General features: G+C 67.9%; 4 protein-coding genes. All 4 read right to left on the bottom strand.

Annotated elements, in window-relative coordinates; all coding sequences use genetic code 11:
* Positions 1-133: 133 nt before the first annotated feature.
* The 4 genes from EET10_RS13385 to EET10_RS13370 all read right to left on the bottom strand — a co-directional run bounded on the left by EET10_RS13385 (position 134) and on the right by EET10_RS13370 (position 17051).
* Positions 134-3178, bottom strand: a complete 3045-nt coding sequence (locus tag EET10_RS13385; protein WP_122502213.1) for a type I polyketide synthase — start codon at positions 3176-3178, stop codon at positions 134-136.
* Positions 3175-9498 carry a type I polyketide synthase gene (locus EET10_RS13380; RefSeq protein WP_122502212.1) on the bottom strand — a complete coding sequence of 2108 codons (6324 nt, stop codon included), beginning with the start codon at positions 9496-9498 and terminating at the stop codon, positions 3175-3177. The genes EET10_RS13385 and EET10_RS13380 overlap by 4 nt, the downstream gene beginning before the upstream one ends.
* Positions 9499-9519: 21 nt before the next feature.
* Positions 9520-15900 carry a type I polyketide synthase gene (locus EET10_RS13375; RefSeq protein ID WP_122502211.1) on the bottom strand — a complete coding sequence of 2127 codons (6381 nt, stop codon included), beginning with the start codon at positions 15898-15900 and terminating at the stop codon, positions 9520-9522.
* A gap of 89 nt (positions 15901-15989) precedes the next feature.
* Positions 15990-17051, bottom strand: a complete 1062-nt coding sequence (locus EET10_RS13370) for a type III polyketide synthase (protein WP_063467592.1) — start codon at positions 17049-17051, stop codon at positions 15990-15992.
* Positions 17052-17144 lie beyond the last annotated feature (93 nt).

The raw sequence follows: 17144 nt of genomic DNA, 5'->3' as shown, positions 1-17144 counted from the left end.
CGGCCAGCCCACCCGAAGGGAATTCAAATTTTAGGCGGCTTCGGGCGGTCTGGCAAAGTCACGCGTATTCAACACATGTCGTATGCGGACACGGTCGGTGCTGCCGTAATTCGGCCTGCCCGGACGGATTTCGTCATTGGAGGCTGTTGTCATCGGATGGCTCGAGCGCCATCGCGACCAGGGCATCGGGGCTCAGCGAGTCGATGACGTCCTCGGTGACGGTCGATTCAGGCACCGCGTCGTCGACCTGGCCGGCCAACGCCAAGAGTTTGCCCAGTAATCCGGCTCGCCGAAGCTCGTGCAGCGGAATGCTTCTCAACAGCGGCCAGACCTGCTCGTCGCCGGATTGGTCCAGATGGCTCGACGACAGTTGTTGAGCCAGCTGACGGGCGACCGCTGCGGGAGTGGGATAGTCGAATATCAGCGTGCGCGACAACGTCAAACCGGTGGCTGAGGCCAGGCGGTTACGCAGCTCGATTCCCGTCATCGACTCGAACCCGAGGTCGTCAAAAGCGCGGCCCGCGTCGATGTCGCGGCTGCTCGAGTGACCCAACACCGCGGCCGCGTTTCGGCACACCAAATCGAGCAGCCGACGGTGCTGTTCCGCCGGTTCGAGTTCGTTCCAGGTGTGCCGCAGCCCGGACGTACCGGCATGTTCGATGTCGTGACGGGTGCCCTCGCCGAGCCAAAATCGCTGCCGCGCAAAGCCGTAGGTGGGAAGTTCGACCGGCCGGGCGCCAAGGCCGGCAAATGCCTTGGGCCAGTCTATGCTTACACCTTCGGTGAACAGCTGACTCATTGCGGTGAGCATGGATTCGGCTTCGGGATGATCCCTGGCCAGCAACCCCGGAGAGGTTGTCAAACCGGCGCTGGGGCCGATCTCGAGAAAAGTCGTGGCGCCCGAAGACTCGGCAAATGAGATACCTTCGGCCAACCGCACCGGTTTACGCACATGCTCAACCCAATACGCTGCCGATCCATAGTCGGCACCAGCCAATCGGCCAGTAACATTGGACACCAACGCGATCCGCGGCCGACTCATCGGCAGCCCCGCCAAGGCCGCAGCGAACTCCGCAAGCATCGGCTCCATCGATGCCGAATGAAACGCGTGCGACACCGCCAACCGGCGCACCCGCCGTCCCGTGCCCGCCAGCCGGTCTGCCACCGCGTTCACCGTAGGCTCGAGGCCGGAAATCACCACCGAATCAGGCGCATTGACCGCCGCGATCTCGACGCCGGGCGCCAGCAGCGGCACCACCTCGTCTTCAGAAGCGGCGACCGCCACCATCGCGCCGCCTGCCGGCAATCCCGACATCAGTCGGGCGCGGAGCGCAACCACGCGCGCGGCGTCGGCCAGCGACAACACCCCGGCCACCTGGGCCGCCGCGATCTCGCCCACCGATTGACCCAGCACGACGTCGGGCACCACACCCATCTCAGCCAGCAACGCCGCCAACGCCACCTCCACGGCGAACAACGCCGGTTGCGCAAACTCGGTATTTTGCAACGCCGCGGCATCCGTACCCCACAGCACCCGCCGCAGCGGTAGCCTCAGGTGTTCATCCAGCGCGTTGGCGGCGGCATCGAAAGCCTTGCTGAACAGCGGGAACCGCTCGCACATTCCGCGGCCCATGCCCAGGTATTGCACGCCTTGGCCGGGGAACACGAATGCGATCTTGCCGACCCGCCGTGCCCGACCAACCGCCACACCGGCGCCCGGTTCGCCGGTGGCAAGGCCGGCAAGCCCGCTCAGCAGCTGCGCCCGGCCGGTGCCCACCACCACCGCCCGGTGCTCGAACACCGACCGGGTGGACACCAGCGACCAGCCCACATCCACCGCATCCAGATCGGGGCGCTCGTCCATCCGGGCCAGCAATCGTTGCACCTGGTTGGCCAACGCTGGCGCCGACCGGGCCGACAGCACCCACGGTAGGCCGGTTGACTTGTCAGCACGTGGCATTGCAACACTTTCGGTGGCGGGCGCCTGCTGGAGCAACAGGTGGGCGTTGGTGCCGCCCATTCCGAACGACGACACCCCGGCGCGCCATGGCCGCCGTCGCTCCGGCCACCCCGTCGACGTGGTGTTGACTTGCAGCCCAAGGCTTTCCAAACCGATGGCGGAGCGAGCGCTGACATAGTTGAGGCTCGGCGGAATCGACTCATTTTCGATGGCCAACACCGTCTTGATCAGGCCCGCGATTCCCGCTGCCGCCCCGGCGTGGCCGATGTTCGTCTTCACCGAGCCAACCCTGACCGGATCATCCCGGCGCTGAGCGAATATCTGACCCAGCGCCGCGGCCTCGGCCGGGTCGCCGATTCTGGTGCCGGTACCGTGCGCCTCGACGTAGTCGACGCCGGTGCAGTCCACGCCGGCCTGGGCCAGCGCACGCCGGATCACGTCGGCTTCCGCCGAAGTCGAGGGCGCGGTCAGGCCGGCGGGGCTGTGCCCGGCGTTTCCCACGGCGCTACCCACAATGACTGCGCGGATTCGGTTTCCGTCAGCCAGGGCCGCGCGCAGCGGCTTCAGCAGAACCAGGCCACCGCCTTCCCCGCGAACGTAGCCATCGGCGCGGGCGTCGAACGCGTAGGTATGGCCGGAGGTCGACACGGCACCGAACTCGTGCTCCAGCAGGGCCGTTTCGCTTGCCACATTCAGATGTACGCCGCCGGCAATCGCCTGCTCGGAGGTTCCGGCACGCAGGCTCTCACAGGCGAGGTGAACCGCCACCAGCGACGACGATTGACCGGAATCGACAGTCAGGCTGGGACCGTGCAAGGCGAAGGCATATGAGACCCTGTTGGCGATCATCGCCCTACTGACCCCGGCAAACGAGTAGTGATCCACGTTTTCGGCGGGGCCGCGCAGCGTCAAGAACGAATAGTCGTCGTTCATGGCTCCGAGGTACACCGAGACCTGCTGCGCCCGAATGGTTTCCGGCACGATGAAGGCATCTTCGAGCAGCTCCCAGGTCAGTTCCAGCGCCAGCCGTTGCCGCGGGTCCATCGCGGCGGCCTCGCGGGGCGAGATATCGAAGAACTCCGCGTCGAAATCGGCGCTACCGGTCATGGGTCCGGTGGCTTCGCGGCCGTCGCGCAGCACTTGCCAGAATTCGCCGGGGCCGGCACCGGCGGGAAACCGGCATGCCAGTCCGACAATTGCGATGTCGCCCGGGTTCACGGACCCAGTTCCTCGTCGAGAATGGCGAACAGTTCGTTTTCGCTGGCGGTGGTGATGTCGGCGTCGTGGCTGCCGATAACGGCGCTGGGCGTGGCGAGGCCGGCCAGCATAGCGCGCAGCCGGTCGGACACCTGGTCCTTCTCTTCGGAGGTCCAGTCGGGCCGGTTCACCAGGGTATCGAGTTCGCGCGCAACGTCGTCGAAGCGGGCCAGCCGGTCAGACTGCTCGTCGGCGAGCACGGCGACGGTCGAATCGAGTTGGTGGGCAAGGTGTTCGGCCAGGGTGGCCGGGGTCGGGTAATCGAAGATCAGCGTGGGTGAAAGAGTCATCCCGGTTGCGGCCTTGATGCGGTTGCGCAGTTCCACGGCGGTCAGCGAGTCAAACCCGAGATCCTGGAAGGGCTTATGGGCATCGATGTCGACGGCGCTGGAATGCCCGAGAACGGTCGCGGCGTTGGTGATGATCACGTCGACGAGTTCGCGGTGGCGTTGGTCGGGGCTCAGCGATTGCAAACGCGAAATCAGGCCCGGCATCGACGCGGCGGTGCCGGTGCCCTCGATGACGCGCCGCGACGGGCGGGTGACCAATTCGCGCCATAGCGGGAGCACCTCGGCATTGGCGGTCATCACCGCGGTATTGAGCTGGGCGGCGACGACGACCGGGCGGTCGCTGAGTAGCGCGGTGTCCAGCAGTTGCAGCGCGTGCTCGGTGGTCAGCCGATCCAGCCCGGCCTGCTTCATCCGGGCGAAATCTCGTTCCCCCAAGTGCCGGGTCATGATGCTGGGCTGTTCCCACAATCCCCAGGCAACCGATAGTCCGGCAAGCCCGTGCTCGCGCCGATATGCGGCCAACCCGTCCAGGAACGCGTTGGCCGCCGCGTAACTGCCCTGCCCCGGGGCTCCCGCGATCCCGGCCATCGACGAAAACATCACGAACGCCGCCAGACCCACATCCTGAGTCAGCTGGTGCAGGTTCCAGGCCCCGTCGACCTTGGCCTTCAGCACCGCCTCGACCCGGCTCGGCGTCAGCGACGCGATCACCGCGTCGTCCAGCACCCCGGCGGCATGGAACACTCCCTTGAGCGGGAACCTGTCCGGTAACTCGGTCAGCACTGCTTTGACCGCATCGCGATCGGCCACATCACAGGCGGCCACCGAAACCTCAGCTCCACCCTGCTGCAAGCGGGCCACCAAGTCCGCAACGCCGGGGGCGTGCTCGCCGGTGCGGCTTAGCAAAACCACATGCCCGACCCCGTAACGATCCACCAGATGCCGCGCCACCGCCGCCCCGGCCATTCCGGTGCCGCCGGTGATCACCACGCTGCCCCCATGGAGAACCGACCGCGCCGCCGGCCCTTGGGGGATGGTCAGCACCACCTTGCCGACATGACGGGCCTGGCTGACACAGCGGTACGCCTGCTGAGCGCAGCGCACGTCAAAAGCCCTGACCGGCAACGGCTTCAAGGTCCGGCTGGACAGTAACTCGAGCACCTCGGAAAGCATCTGCGCGATGAGGTCGGGGCCGGCCTCCATCAAGTCGAATGCCCGATAGCCCACTCCCCGATACTGTTCGGTCACCGCCCGGGGGTCCCGCAGGTCGGTCTTGCCCATCTCGATGAAGCACCCGCCTGGCACCAACAGCCGCAACGACGCATCGACGAACTCCCCCGCCAGCGAGTTGAGCACCACGTCGACCCCGCCGCCGGTGGCTTTGCGGAACTTCTCCTCGAAGTCGAGCGTCCGGGAATCGCCGATATGATCGTCGTCAAAGCCCATGGCCCGCAACGTATCCCATTTTCCGACACTTGCGGTGGCGAAGACTTCCGCACCCCAATACCGCGCCAATGCGACGGCCGCCATGCCCACACCGCCGGTCGCGGCATGCACCAGGACCTTCCGGCCGGCTCGCACACCAGCCAACGCCGACAACCCGTACCACGCGGTCAGGAACGCCACCGGCACGCCCGCGGCCGCAACCAGCGAACAGCCCGCCGGAACCGCCGTGACCAACCGCTCATCCACCACCGCTTCGGAGCTCACCACCCCCAGCAAACCCATCACCAGGTCACCGACGGACAGCCCCGTGACCCCCGGGCCCACCTCGACCACCACCCCGGCTCCCTCGGCGCCCAGCTCGCCGCCGCCCGGGTACATCCCCAAGGCCACCAACACATCCCGGAAGTTCACCCCTACCGCGCCCACGGCAACCCGCACCTGGCGGGCCGCCAGGTCTACCCGCGGACACGGCCGCACCGCCACCTCCTCGAACGTTCCGCCGCCGCCAACACCCAACCGCCACAACCGATCCGGCAACGTCAAGCCCGAATTCACAACCGCCAGCCGGGCGCCGTACACCACGCCGGAACGCACCACCAACTGCGGCTCACCGGCACCAACGACCGCGTCGGCGGCCACGGATCCGTCCGAATCCACCAGAACCACCCGGCCCGGGTACTCCGCCTGCGCCGACCGCACCAGCCCCCACACCGCCGCACCCGCCAAGTCGGGGACGCGCTCACCGCCCCACCCCACCGCGCCGCACGTCAACACCACCAGGACTTCGCGACGATCATCGGCCAACCAACGCTGCAGCCTCTCCAGCGCCGCAACCACGCGTTCGGCGACACCACCGGCACTCGCTTCGGACTCCCACACGACCACCCCGGAGTCGGCGCCCCCGCGCCCCAACGTAATCGGCGACCATGCCAGTTCGAGTAACCGGTCACCGGCCACACCACCGGCAGCCAACGCCGCCGCCGACAACGCGTCACCTGACACCGGACGAATGGCCAACTCACGCACCGACAACACCGGCAGGCCCGCCGAATCGGCCAGCGCCACCGACACCGAACCGGCGTCTGCCGGGGTGATGCGCACCCGGACCCGTGACGCACCGGCTGCCTGCAACGACACCCCCTGCCAGGAGAACGGCAGCGCCAACTGGTCGGCAGCCGCGGCGAACCCCCAGGCATGCAGCGCGGTATCCAGCACCGCCGGGTGGATACCAAACCCCGCCACCTTGACATCCTCGGGAGCGGCCACCTCCGCATAGATTTCGCGCCCCCGCCGCCACACCGCCCGCAGGCCGCGAAACGCCGGTCCGTAGCCGTAACCACGTTGCGACAACCGCTCGTAGACATCGGTCATATCCACGGCGGACGCACCCACCGGCGGCCACACCGACAAGTCCACTCCGTGACCGGGACCGCCGGCCCGTAGGACACCGTCGGCATGCAGCACCCACGAATCGCCGGCTGCCCGGGTCGAATACACCGATACCGTCCGGCTCCCCGCCCCGTCGGCGTCACCGACCACGACCTGTATCCGCGTCGCTTCGCCCGCCGGCAATGCCAGCGGCGACAGTAAGGTCAGCTCCTGCACAACCGGACAGCCGACCTCGTCACCGGCTCGCAACGCCAACTCCACGAATCCGGTCCCCGGGAACAGGGTTACACCGCCCACGACGTGATCGCCCAACCACCCCTGCAGTTCGGGGGACAGCATCCCCGTCAACACCACGCCACCGACATCGGGGCGTTCCACCACCGCCCCCAGCAGCGGATGACCAAGCCCCCTCAGGCCGACACCGCTCAGTTTGGTCTGGTCGACTCCCAGGTCTTTCAACCAGAACCGGCGGCGCATGAAGGCATAGGTGGGCAACTCGACTCGCTGGGCACCCAGGCCGGTGAACACCGTGCGCCAGTCCACGGACAAGCCTTGAGTGAACAATTCGCCCAGCCCGGTGAGCAGGGATTGGGCTTCGGGCCGGTCCTTGACCAACAGCGGCGGCGACACCGTCAACCCGGCCCGGGGGCCCACCTCCACGAATGTCACCGCTCCCAAAGACTCGATCAGCGCCACACTGTCGGCGAACCGCACCGGCTTGCGCACATGCTCGAGCCAATACGACGCCGACCCGTACCCCGAGCCCGCCAATCGTCCGGTGACATTGGACACCAACCCGATCTGCGGCAGATCTGCGGTCAGATCGGCCAGAACCATGCCGAAGTCCTGCAGCATCGGCTCCATCAATCCCGAATGGAACGCGTGCGACACCGCCAACCGATGCACTCGGCGCCCCAGCGCCACTAACCGGTCGACGACGACGTCCACAGCGGTCGCGGGACCCGAAACCACCACCGAATCAGCCGCATTGACCGCCGCGATCTCGACTCCGGGTGCCAGCAGCGGCGCCACCTCGTCCTCGGAAGCGGCCACCGCCACCATTGCCCCGCCGGCGGGCAACCCGGCCATCAACCGACCGCGCGCCACCACCACGCGCGCGGCATCGGTCAGCGACAACACCCCGGCCACCTGGGCCGCCGCGATCTCGCCCACCGAATGACCCAGCACCACCTCCGGCACCACACCCATGTCCGCCAGCAGCGCCGCCAACGCCACCGCCACGGCGAACAACGCCGGTTGGGCGAACTCGGTACTTTCCAGCAGCGCCTCATCAGTTCCCCACAACACCTGCCGCAACGGCAATCTCAGGTACCGATCCAACGCGTCGGCGACGGCGTCAAATGCTTTGGCGTATAACGGGAACCGTTCATACAACCCGCGGCCTATGCCCAGGTATTGCGCCCCTTGTCCGGGGAAGACGAACACGATCTTGCCGGTCGGCCGGGCGCGGCCGGCCACCGCCGCGCCACCCGGCTCACCGGCGGCAAGACCGGCCAAACCCTGCAACAACTGCGCCCGGTCGGCGCCCACCACCACCGCCCGATGCTCGAACACCGACCGGGTGGACACCAACGACCACCCCACATCCACCACATCAAACCCGGGACGCTGCTCCACCCACGCCAACAACCGCCGCGCCTGGTTGACCAACGCCGGCCCCGAGCGTGCCGACACCACCCACGGCACCACCCCGGTAACCGGCTCGGCCAGCTCACTGGTCGCCGCACCATCCGCGGGCGCTTGCTCGAGAATCACATGCGCATTGGTGCCACTGATCCCAAACGACGACACCGCGGCCCTTCTAACCCGGCCCCGCGCCCGACCCAGCACCGGCTCAGCCGGCCAGGGCCGCGCCTGGGTCAACAACGACACCGCCCCCGCCGACCAATCCACATGCGGCGTCGGCACATCCACATGCAACGTCTTGGGCAACACCCCATGCTGCATCGCCAACACCATCTTCATCACCCCGGCCACCCCCGCCGCCGCCGACGTATGGCCCATGTTGGATTTGATCGACCCCAACCACAGCGGCCCGCTGCCAGACTCACCACCACGCTGCCCATAGGTGGCCACAATCGCCTGCGCCTCAATCGGATCCCCCAGCATGGTCCCGGTGCCATGCCCCTCCACCACATCCACATCGGCCACCCCCAACCGCGCACTGGCCAACGCCGCCCGAATCACCCGCTGTTGCGCCGGCCCATTCGGTGCCGTCAGCCCGTTGGAGGCGCCATCCTGATTGACCGCCGAACCGCGCACCAACGCCAACACCGGATGCCCCCACCGCCGCGCATCGGCGAGCCGCTCCACCACCAACACCCCCGCACCTTCCGACCATGCGGTGCCGTCGGCAGCCCCCGCATACGCCTTACACCGGCCGTCGGGCGCCAGCGCACGCTGCCGACTGAACTCCACGAACGCCGCCGGGGTGGCCATCACCGTCACCCCACCCACCAGCGCCAGATCGCACTCGCGCGACCGCAACGACTGCACCGCCAAATGCAACGCCACCAACGACGACGAACACGCCGTATCCACCGACACCGCCGGGCCCTCCAACCCCAGCACATACGCCACCCGACCCGACGCCACACTCAACGTCGAACCCGTCAGGCCGTATCCTTCCAGCTCACCCTTGACCTCGCCGCCATAGCCGGCATGAATGACGCCGACGAACACGCCGGTGGGCGAGCCGCGCAGGGTGGTCGGGTCGATCCCGGTGCGTTCCAAGGCTTCCCAGGACACCTCCAGCAGCAACCGCTGCTGCGGATCCATCGCCAATGCCTCGCTGGGCCCGATACCGAAGAACCTGGCGTCGAAGTCACCCGCGTCGGAAAGAAATCCGCCCCGTCGCGTGTATGTTTTCCCGGGCGCATCCGGATCCGGATCGAACATTCCCTCGATGTCCCAGCCGCGGTCGGAAGGGAATTCCGAGATCGCGTCGCGTCCCTCAATCAGCATCTGCCACAACGACTCCGGCGAGTCGACGCCACCCGGATACCGGCAGCCCATCCCCACGATCGCCACCGGCTCCGACAGCCGGTCCTCCAGTTCGGCAAGCCGGCGCCGGGCGCGCCGCAGATCGGCGGTCAGCCGTTTGAGGTAATCAACATGCTTGTCAGTGCCCGTCAAAGTCGCTCCTTGGTGGCTGACTCAGGAGCCGAGTTCTTCGTCGAGGATGGCGAAGAGCTGGCTTTCGCTGGCGGTGGTGATGTCGTCGTCGGCGGTGAGATGGGCCAGGATGGCGTGCAGCCGGTCGGCCAGCCGTGCCTTGTCCTCCGGTGCCCAGTCGCCGCGGTCGATCAGCCTGTCGAGCTCGCCGGCCATGTCGTTGCAGTGGGCCAGGAGATCGGGTCGGTCCGGGGTGGCGGCCAGACGGCTGTCGAGGTGCTCGGCGAGGGCGGCGGGGGTGGGGTAATCGAAGATCAGGGTGGGCGAAAGCGCCAGACCGGTCGCCGTTTTCAGCCGGTTGCGCAGTTCGACGGCCGTCAGCGAGTCGAAGCCCAGGTCCTGGAACGCGCCGCGGGCGTTGATGTCAGCGGTGCTGGAGCGTCCCAGCACGGTCGCGGCGTTGCTACAGACCACGTCGAGGAGTTCGCGGTGTCGCTGCTCGGGACCGAGCGAACGCAGCCGGAGGATCAATCCCGTCGCCGAGACGGCGGTGTCGGTGTCGTCGACGACGCGTCGGGACCGGCGGGCGGCCAACTCGCCGAGCAACAGCGAGGGCGCGGTGGTGTCGGAGCCGAGCGCGCGGGTGTTGAGCCGGGTGGCCACCACGACGCCGCGGTCCGCGACCATTGCGGCGTCGAGCAGCTCCAGCGCCTGCCCGGTTGACAGAGTTGCCAGCCCCGCCCGACTCATCCGGGCCTTGTCGCGGTCCCCCAGGTGTCCGGTCATCGCACTGGGCTGTTCCCACAACCCCCACGCCACCGACAATCCCGGCAACCCATGCGCGCGCCGATACGCCGCCAGCCCGTCGAGGAAGCTGTTGGCCGCCGCGTAATTGCCTTGTCCCGGGGTGCCCATGATCCCGGCCATCGACGAAAAGAGGACGAACGCCGAGACGTCCAGATATCGGGTCAACTCGTGCAGGTTCCAGGCCCCGTCCACCTTGGCGCGCAGCACGCCATCCATCCGCTCGGGCGTCAGCGAGGCGATCAGCCCGTCGTCGAGGACCCCGGCAGCATGAAACACCCCCCGAAGCGGATACCGCGGCGGCACCTGGGCGAGCAGCGCCGCCACCGCGTCACGGTCAGCCACGTCACAAGCCACTACCGAAACCTCGGCCCCGGCATCCCGCAACTCGTCCGCCAGCTCCGAAATCCCTTGGGCCCGGGTCCCGGATCGGCTGACGAGTATCACGTGGGCCACCCGGAGGCGGGACACGACGTGGCGGGCCAGCGCCGCACCGGCCATTCCGGTCCCGCCGGTGATCACGACCGTGCCCCCGGCAAGCCGGCCGGCGCTGTCGCAAACCGTCAACACCACCTTGCCGATATGACGAGCCTGGCTGACGAAGCGATACGCCCGCCGGGCCAGCCGCACATCGAAAGCCTTGGCCGGCAACGGCTTCAACTCTCCGGCAGCGAACATATCCATCAGTTGGGCCAACATCTGCGCGATCCGGTCCGGCCCGGCTTCGATCAGATCGAACGCGCGGTAACCGGCGCCCCGGTACTGCTCGGCGATCGTCTGCGGATCGCGAATATCGGTTTTGCCCATTTCGATGAAGCGCCCGCCCGGGCTCAGCAGCCGTAGCGACGCGTCGACAAACTCACCGGCCAGCGAGTTGAGCACCACGTCAACTCCGGCGCCGCCGGTGGTCCGGCGGAACTTCTCCTCGAATTCCAGGGTGCGGGAGTCGCCGATATGGTCGTCGTCAAAACCCAATGCCCGCAGGGTATCCCACTTGCCGCGACTGGCCGTGACGAAAACCTGCAGGCCCCAGTGCCGAGCCAGTTGGACCGCGGCCATACCGACCCCGCCGGCGGCGGCGTGCACCAACACCTTCTGCCCGGCCCTCACCCCCGCCAAGTCCGACAGACCGTAGAACGCCGTCAAGAACACCACCGGGACACCGGCAGCCGTATCCAGCGGCCAGTCCGCCGGAACCGCGGTCACCAGCCGCTGGTCCACCACCGCTTCGGGTCCCGCCACGCCCAGCAGCCCCAGCACCGCGTCGCCGACGGCCACACCGGATACACCCGGCCCTACCTCGACAACGACCCCGGCGCCCTCGATGCCGAGCTCGCCCCCGCCCGGATACATTCCCAACGCCACCAGCACGTCACGGAAATTCACCCCGACCGCGGCCACCGCTACCCGCACCTGCCCGGCGCTGAGTTCGCTTCGTTCATACGGGCCCACCTGCACGTCGTCGAGTGTGCCCGCGCCTCCGGGGATCAAGCGCCACCCAGACGGGACCTCCGGCAGCCGAAGCGTCGGGTCAGCCGGCCGCAGCCGAGCCTGATAGGCCACACCGTCGCGCGCCACCAGTTGCGGCTCACCAGAACGGATTACCGCGCTGACATCCACCGACCCGTCCGAATCCAACAGCACCACCCGGCCGGGATGCTCCGCCTGCGCCGAACGCACCAGCCCCCACACCGCCGCACCGGCCAAATCCGAGACGTCGTCGTCGGTCAGACCCACCGCGCCATGGGTCAGCACCACCAAGACGCCGGCCTCGTCGCCGGCCAACCACGACTGCAACACCGCCAGCACCGCATGGGTGGCCGCCCGTACCGATATCACCACGTCCGCCTGCCGCGGCACCTGGGCAGCCAACTCCCACACCGTAGCGGCTGGCTCATCAATACCGTTGTGCGCCACGGTTATCGGCGACCACGCCACTTCGAACAAGCCGCCGTCATCACCCACGACTGCGGACAGCGCCCGGTCGGGCAACGGACGAAACGCCACGTTCCGCACGGTCAATACGGGTAACCCCGCCGCATCAGCCAATTCCAACGACACCGAGTCGGCACCCGCCGGCGCCAGGCGGACCCGTACCCGAGATGCCCCCGCGGCATGCAGCGACACGCCCTGCCAGGAGAACGGCAAAACCGTCTTGCCCTGCCCGGCGGCGACACCCACCGCATGCAGTGCCGCGTCGAGCAGTACCGGATGGATGCCGAATCCGCCGACGTCCAGACCGGCATGCTCGGGCAGGGTCACCTCGGCGAAGATCTCCTCTCCCAGCTGCCAGATCGCCCGCAGACCGCGAAACGCCGGACCATACGTGTAGCCCCGTGCGGCCAGCCGCCCATATGCGCCGGTCACATCCAACGGGGTTGCGCCCGCCGGTGGCCATACCGACAAGTCTGTTCCCGGCGAGAGGACCCCGGGCGCCAACACCGCCTCAGCATGTAACGTCCAGGCCGAATCTCGTTGGGCAGCGCGCGAATACACCGATACGCTGCGCCGGCCCGACGCATCTTCGTCACTCACCACGAGCTGCACCTGCGCCGCGCCGGCCGTCGGCAACAGCAGCGGCGCCGTCACCGTCAGCTCCGCCACAGTGGCGCAGCCGACCTCGTCGCCGGCCCGGATGGCCAGCTCCGCGAATCCCGCACCCGGGAACAGCGCCACCCCGGCCACCGCGTGGTCGGCCAACCACGGCTGGGCAGTCACCGATAGCTGTCCTGTCAGCACGACTCCGCCGGAGTCGGGCCGCTCGATTACCGCACCCAGCACGCCGTGCGCGGCGCCGGTCAACCCCAGACGCCCCGCATCTAATCGCCCGGCATCGGGTTGGGCGAGCCAGAACCGGCGATGGACGAAACCGTACGTCGGCAGTTCCACGCGGCGAGCGTGCAGACCGGCGAACGCCGCGGCCCAATCCAGCCCGACGCCCGCCACATGTGCCTGTGCTGCCGACAGCCAGAATCGGTCCAGTCCGCCGTCGTCGCGGCCCAGAGACGGGATGACGATCGGTTGGTCGGCGTCGGCAGAGTCGTGCTCGGTCAACGTCTCTTCAATGGCGACGGTCAGGACGGGGTGCGGGCTGGATTCGATGAAGACTTGGCATCCGGCGTCGAAGGCGGCGCGGACCGCCCGGTCGAATTGCACCGTCTGGCGGATGTTTTGGTACCAGTAGTCGGCGTTGAGGCCGGCGGTATCCATGAATTGACCTGTCACGGTGGAGAAGAAGGCGATGGGCGCCGATCGGGCCTCGATGCCGGCGAGGGCGGCGGTGAGTTCGGCCCGGACGGCGTCGACGTGGGCGGAGTGCGACGCGTAATCGACGTCGATCCGGCGGGCCCGAATGCCGGCCGCCTCGCATCGCCGGATCAGTTCCTCGACAGCGGTCACTTCTCCGGAGACGACGATGGTCGAAACACCATTGACCGCAGCGATATTGAGTCCGCTACCGCAGCAGGCCAGTAGCTCCCGGGCGCGGGTCAGCGGACAGGCGATCGACGCCATACCACCCGCACCGGCCAACGGCACCAACAGCCGGCTGCGCAACGCCACCACCCGAGCCGCGTCGTCCACCGACAGTGCTCCCGCCACACAGGCCGCCGCGATCTCGCCCTGCGAATGGCCGATCACCGCGTCGGGCACCACCCCGACCGATCGCCACAATTCGGCCAGCGACACCATGATCGCCCATAGCGCCGGCTGCACGACATCCACCCGGTCCAGCCCGGGCGCTCCAGGTGTGCCGCGCACCACGTCGAGCAGCGACCAGGGCACGTACTCGCCCAGTGCCTTCTCGCAGTGGCGCATCTGCTCGGCGAACACCGGTGACGCGTCGAGCAATCGGGCTCCCATCCCGGTCCACTGCGAGCCCTGTCCGGGGAAGACGAACACGATCTTGCCGGTCGGCCGGGCGCGGCCGGCCACCGCCGCGCCACCCGGCTCACCGGCGGCAAGACCGGCCAAACCCTGCAACAACTGCGCCCGGTCGGCGCCCACCACCACCGCCCGATGCTCGAACACCGACCGGGTGGACACCAACGACCACCCCACATCCACCACATCAAACCCGGGACGCTGCTCCACCCACGCCAACAACCGCCGCGCCTGGTTGACCAACGCCGGCCCCGAGCGTGCCGACACCACCCACGGCACCACCCCGGTAACCGGCTCGGCCAGCTCACTGGTCGCCGCACCATCCGCGGGCGCTTGCTCGAGAATCACATGCGCATTGGTGCCACTGATCCCAAACGACGACACCGCGGCCCTTCTAACCCGGCCCCGCGCCCGACCCAGCACCGGCTCAGCCGGCCAGGGCCGCGCCTGGGTCAACAACGACACCGCCCCCGCCGACCAATCCACATGCGGCGTCGGCACATCCACATGCAACGTCTTGGGCAACACCCCATGCTGCATCGCCAACACCATCTTCATCACCCCGGCCACCCCCGCCGCCGCCGACGTATGGCCCATGTTGGATTTGATCGACCCCAACCACAGCGGCCCGCTGCCAGACTCACCACCACGCTGCCCATAGGTGGCCACAATCGCCTGCGCCTCAATCGGATCCCCCAGCATGGTCCCGGTGCCATGCCCCTCCACCACATCCACATCGGCCACCCCCAACCGCGCACTGGCCAACGCCGCCCGAATCACCCGCTGTTGCGCCGGCCCATTCGGTGTCGCCAGCCCGTTGGAGGCGCCATCCTGATTGACCGCCGAACCGCGCACCAACGCCAACACCGGATGCCCCCACCGCCGCGCATCGGCGAGCCGCTCCACCACCAACACCCCCGCACCTTCGGAAAAGCCGGTGCCGTCGGCAGCCCCCGCATACGCCTTACACCGGCCGTCGGGCGCCAGCGCACGCTGCCGACTGAACTCCACGAACATCGCCGGGGTGGCCATCACCGTCACCCCACCCACCAGCGCCAGATCGCACTCGCGCGACCGCAACGACTGCACCGCCAAATGCAACGCCACCAACGACGACGAACACGCCGTATCCACCGACACCGCCGGGCCCTCCAACCCCAGCACATACGCCGCCCGACCCGACGCCACACTCAACGTCGAACCCCGCAGCCCGTACCTCTCGAGGTCGCCGGGCACCCGGCCCTGGCCACCATACGAGCCGTGGAACACGCCGACGAAGACGCCGGTGGGCGAGCCGCGCAGGGTGGTCGGGTCGATCCCGGTGCGTTCCAAGGCTTCCCAGGACACCTCCAGCAGCAACCGCTGCTGCGGATCCATCGCCAGCGCCTCGCTGGGCGCTATGCCGAAGAACTCGGCGTCGAAGCCGGCGACGTCGGCCAGGAATCCGCCGCTGCGGGTGTACGAGGTGCCCACCGCGTCGGGGTCCGGGTCATACAGATTCGCCAGATCCCAGCCGCGATCCGCCGGAAAGTCCGACACCACGTCGCGGCCGGCAACCACCATCTCCCACAAGCCCTCGGGGCTGTCAATGCCACCCGGATAGCGGCAGGCCATTCCCACCACGGCCACCGGCTCCGTCGTCTGGGCCAGGTAGTCACGGTTTTCGCGCTTCAGCCGCTCGTTTTCCTTGAGCGTCTTGCGCAGGGCCGTGATGAGCTGTTCTGGGGTGCTGTCCATACCACGCGGTCTTTCGTGCTACTCCAAGAACCGGCGCGACCGGCACGCCGCCTCCGCAACCCCCCGACCGAGCAGCCAGTCCACGTCGATTAGTGCCAGCGCAGCAGTACTAGTTCGGAGCAGAATCCCGGGCCCATCGCCATCATCAGCCCCGGACTTCCACTGGGCGGTGGTTTGGCGATCGTGTCGCGCAGCACGTGCAGCACCGACGCCGAGGAGAGGTTGCCGATCTCGCCCAGGGAACGCCAGGTCAGCTCCAACGCCTCCGGGGGCAGGTTGAGACTCTCGGTGATCGCGTTGATGATCTTGGGGCCGCCGGGATGGGTCACCCAGGCACCGATGTCGGGAATGCTCAAACCATGCCCGGCCAGGAATGCGGTGACGTCCTCGGCCACATACTGCTCGACAACGGCCGCGAGGTCCTTGGACAGGACGAGCTCGAACCCGGCCGAGCCGACGTCATAGCCCATGGTGCGCAACGAGTCGGGGTAGAGATGACTGCGCGAATCCAGAATGTCGGGGCCGTCGGCACCGACCTGGTCGGCGCGACCCTCTCCGACAGCCACCACCGCGGCGGCGCCGTCAGCAAACAACGCGCTGCCCACCAGGCCGGCCAGGGAGGGCTTGTATCCGGGATAGGTGAGCGAGCACAGCTCGACCGAAACCAGGGCCGCGATGCCGTCCGGTGCTCCGCGCAGGTAGTCGTGCAGCCGGGCCACACCCGCCGCTCCGGCCACGCAGCCCAGGCCGAACAGCGGCATCCGCCGCACATCCGGGCGCAGTCCGACCCGGCCGGCCATGCGCGCGTCCAGCGACGGCACGGCCACACCGGTGACCGTGGTGGTGATGATGAGATCGAGGTCCTCGGGCTGCAGCCCAGCCACGTCGAGCGCCCCCATCAGGGCTTCGACGCCAAGGTCGACGGCCTTGTCGATGAAAATCTCGTTGGCCTCGCCGAAGTCGTTCAGCTCCGGGTACGTCTCCAACGGCAGGACCAGGTGACGGCTGTCGACCTTCGAATTGGCATGCAGCTGCCGAACCACGTCTTCGTAACCCCGGAAATCCGGGATGTTGACGAATGTTTCGGTGAGTTCTCGCTGGCTATAGCGATACGGCGGTAAAGCACCGAACACACCGGCGATGACGCTCATTGGTCCCACCCCTTTAGCACGAACACCAACGCCGAAACGTTCAATCAGATAACCTAGCGGTAGAAGTCTAGTCCGCCGAGAACGGACCGGAGC

The organism is Mycobacterium pseudokansasii (assembly GCF_900566075.1).
In the GTDB taxonomy this organism is placed as follows: Bacteria; Actinomycetota; Actinomycetes; order Mycobacteriales; family Mycobacteriaceae; genus Mycobacterium; species Mycobacterium pseudokansasii.
The sequence above is the reverse complement of the archived record's forward strand: the minus strand, read 5'-3'. Positions and strand labels throughout refer to the sequence as shown.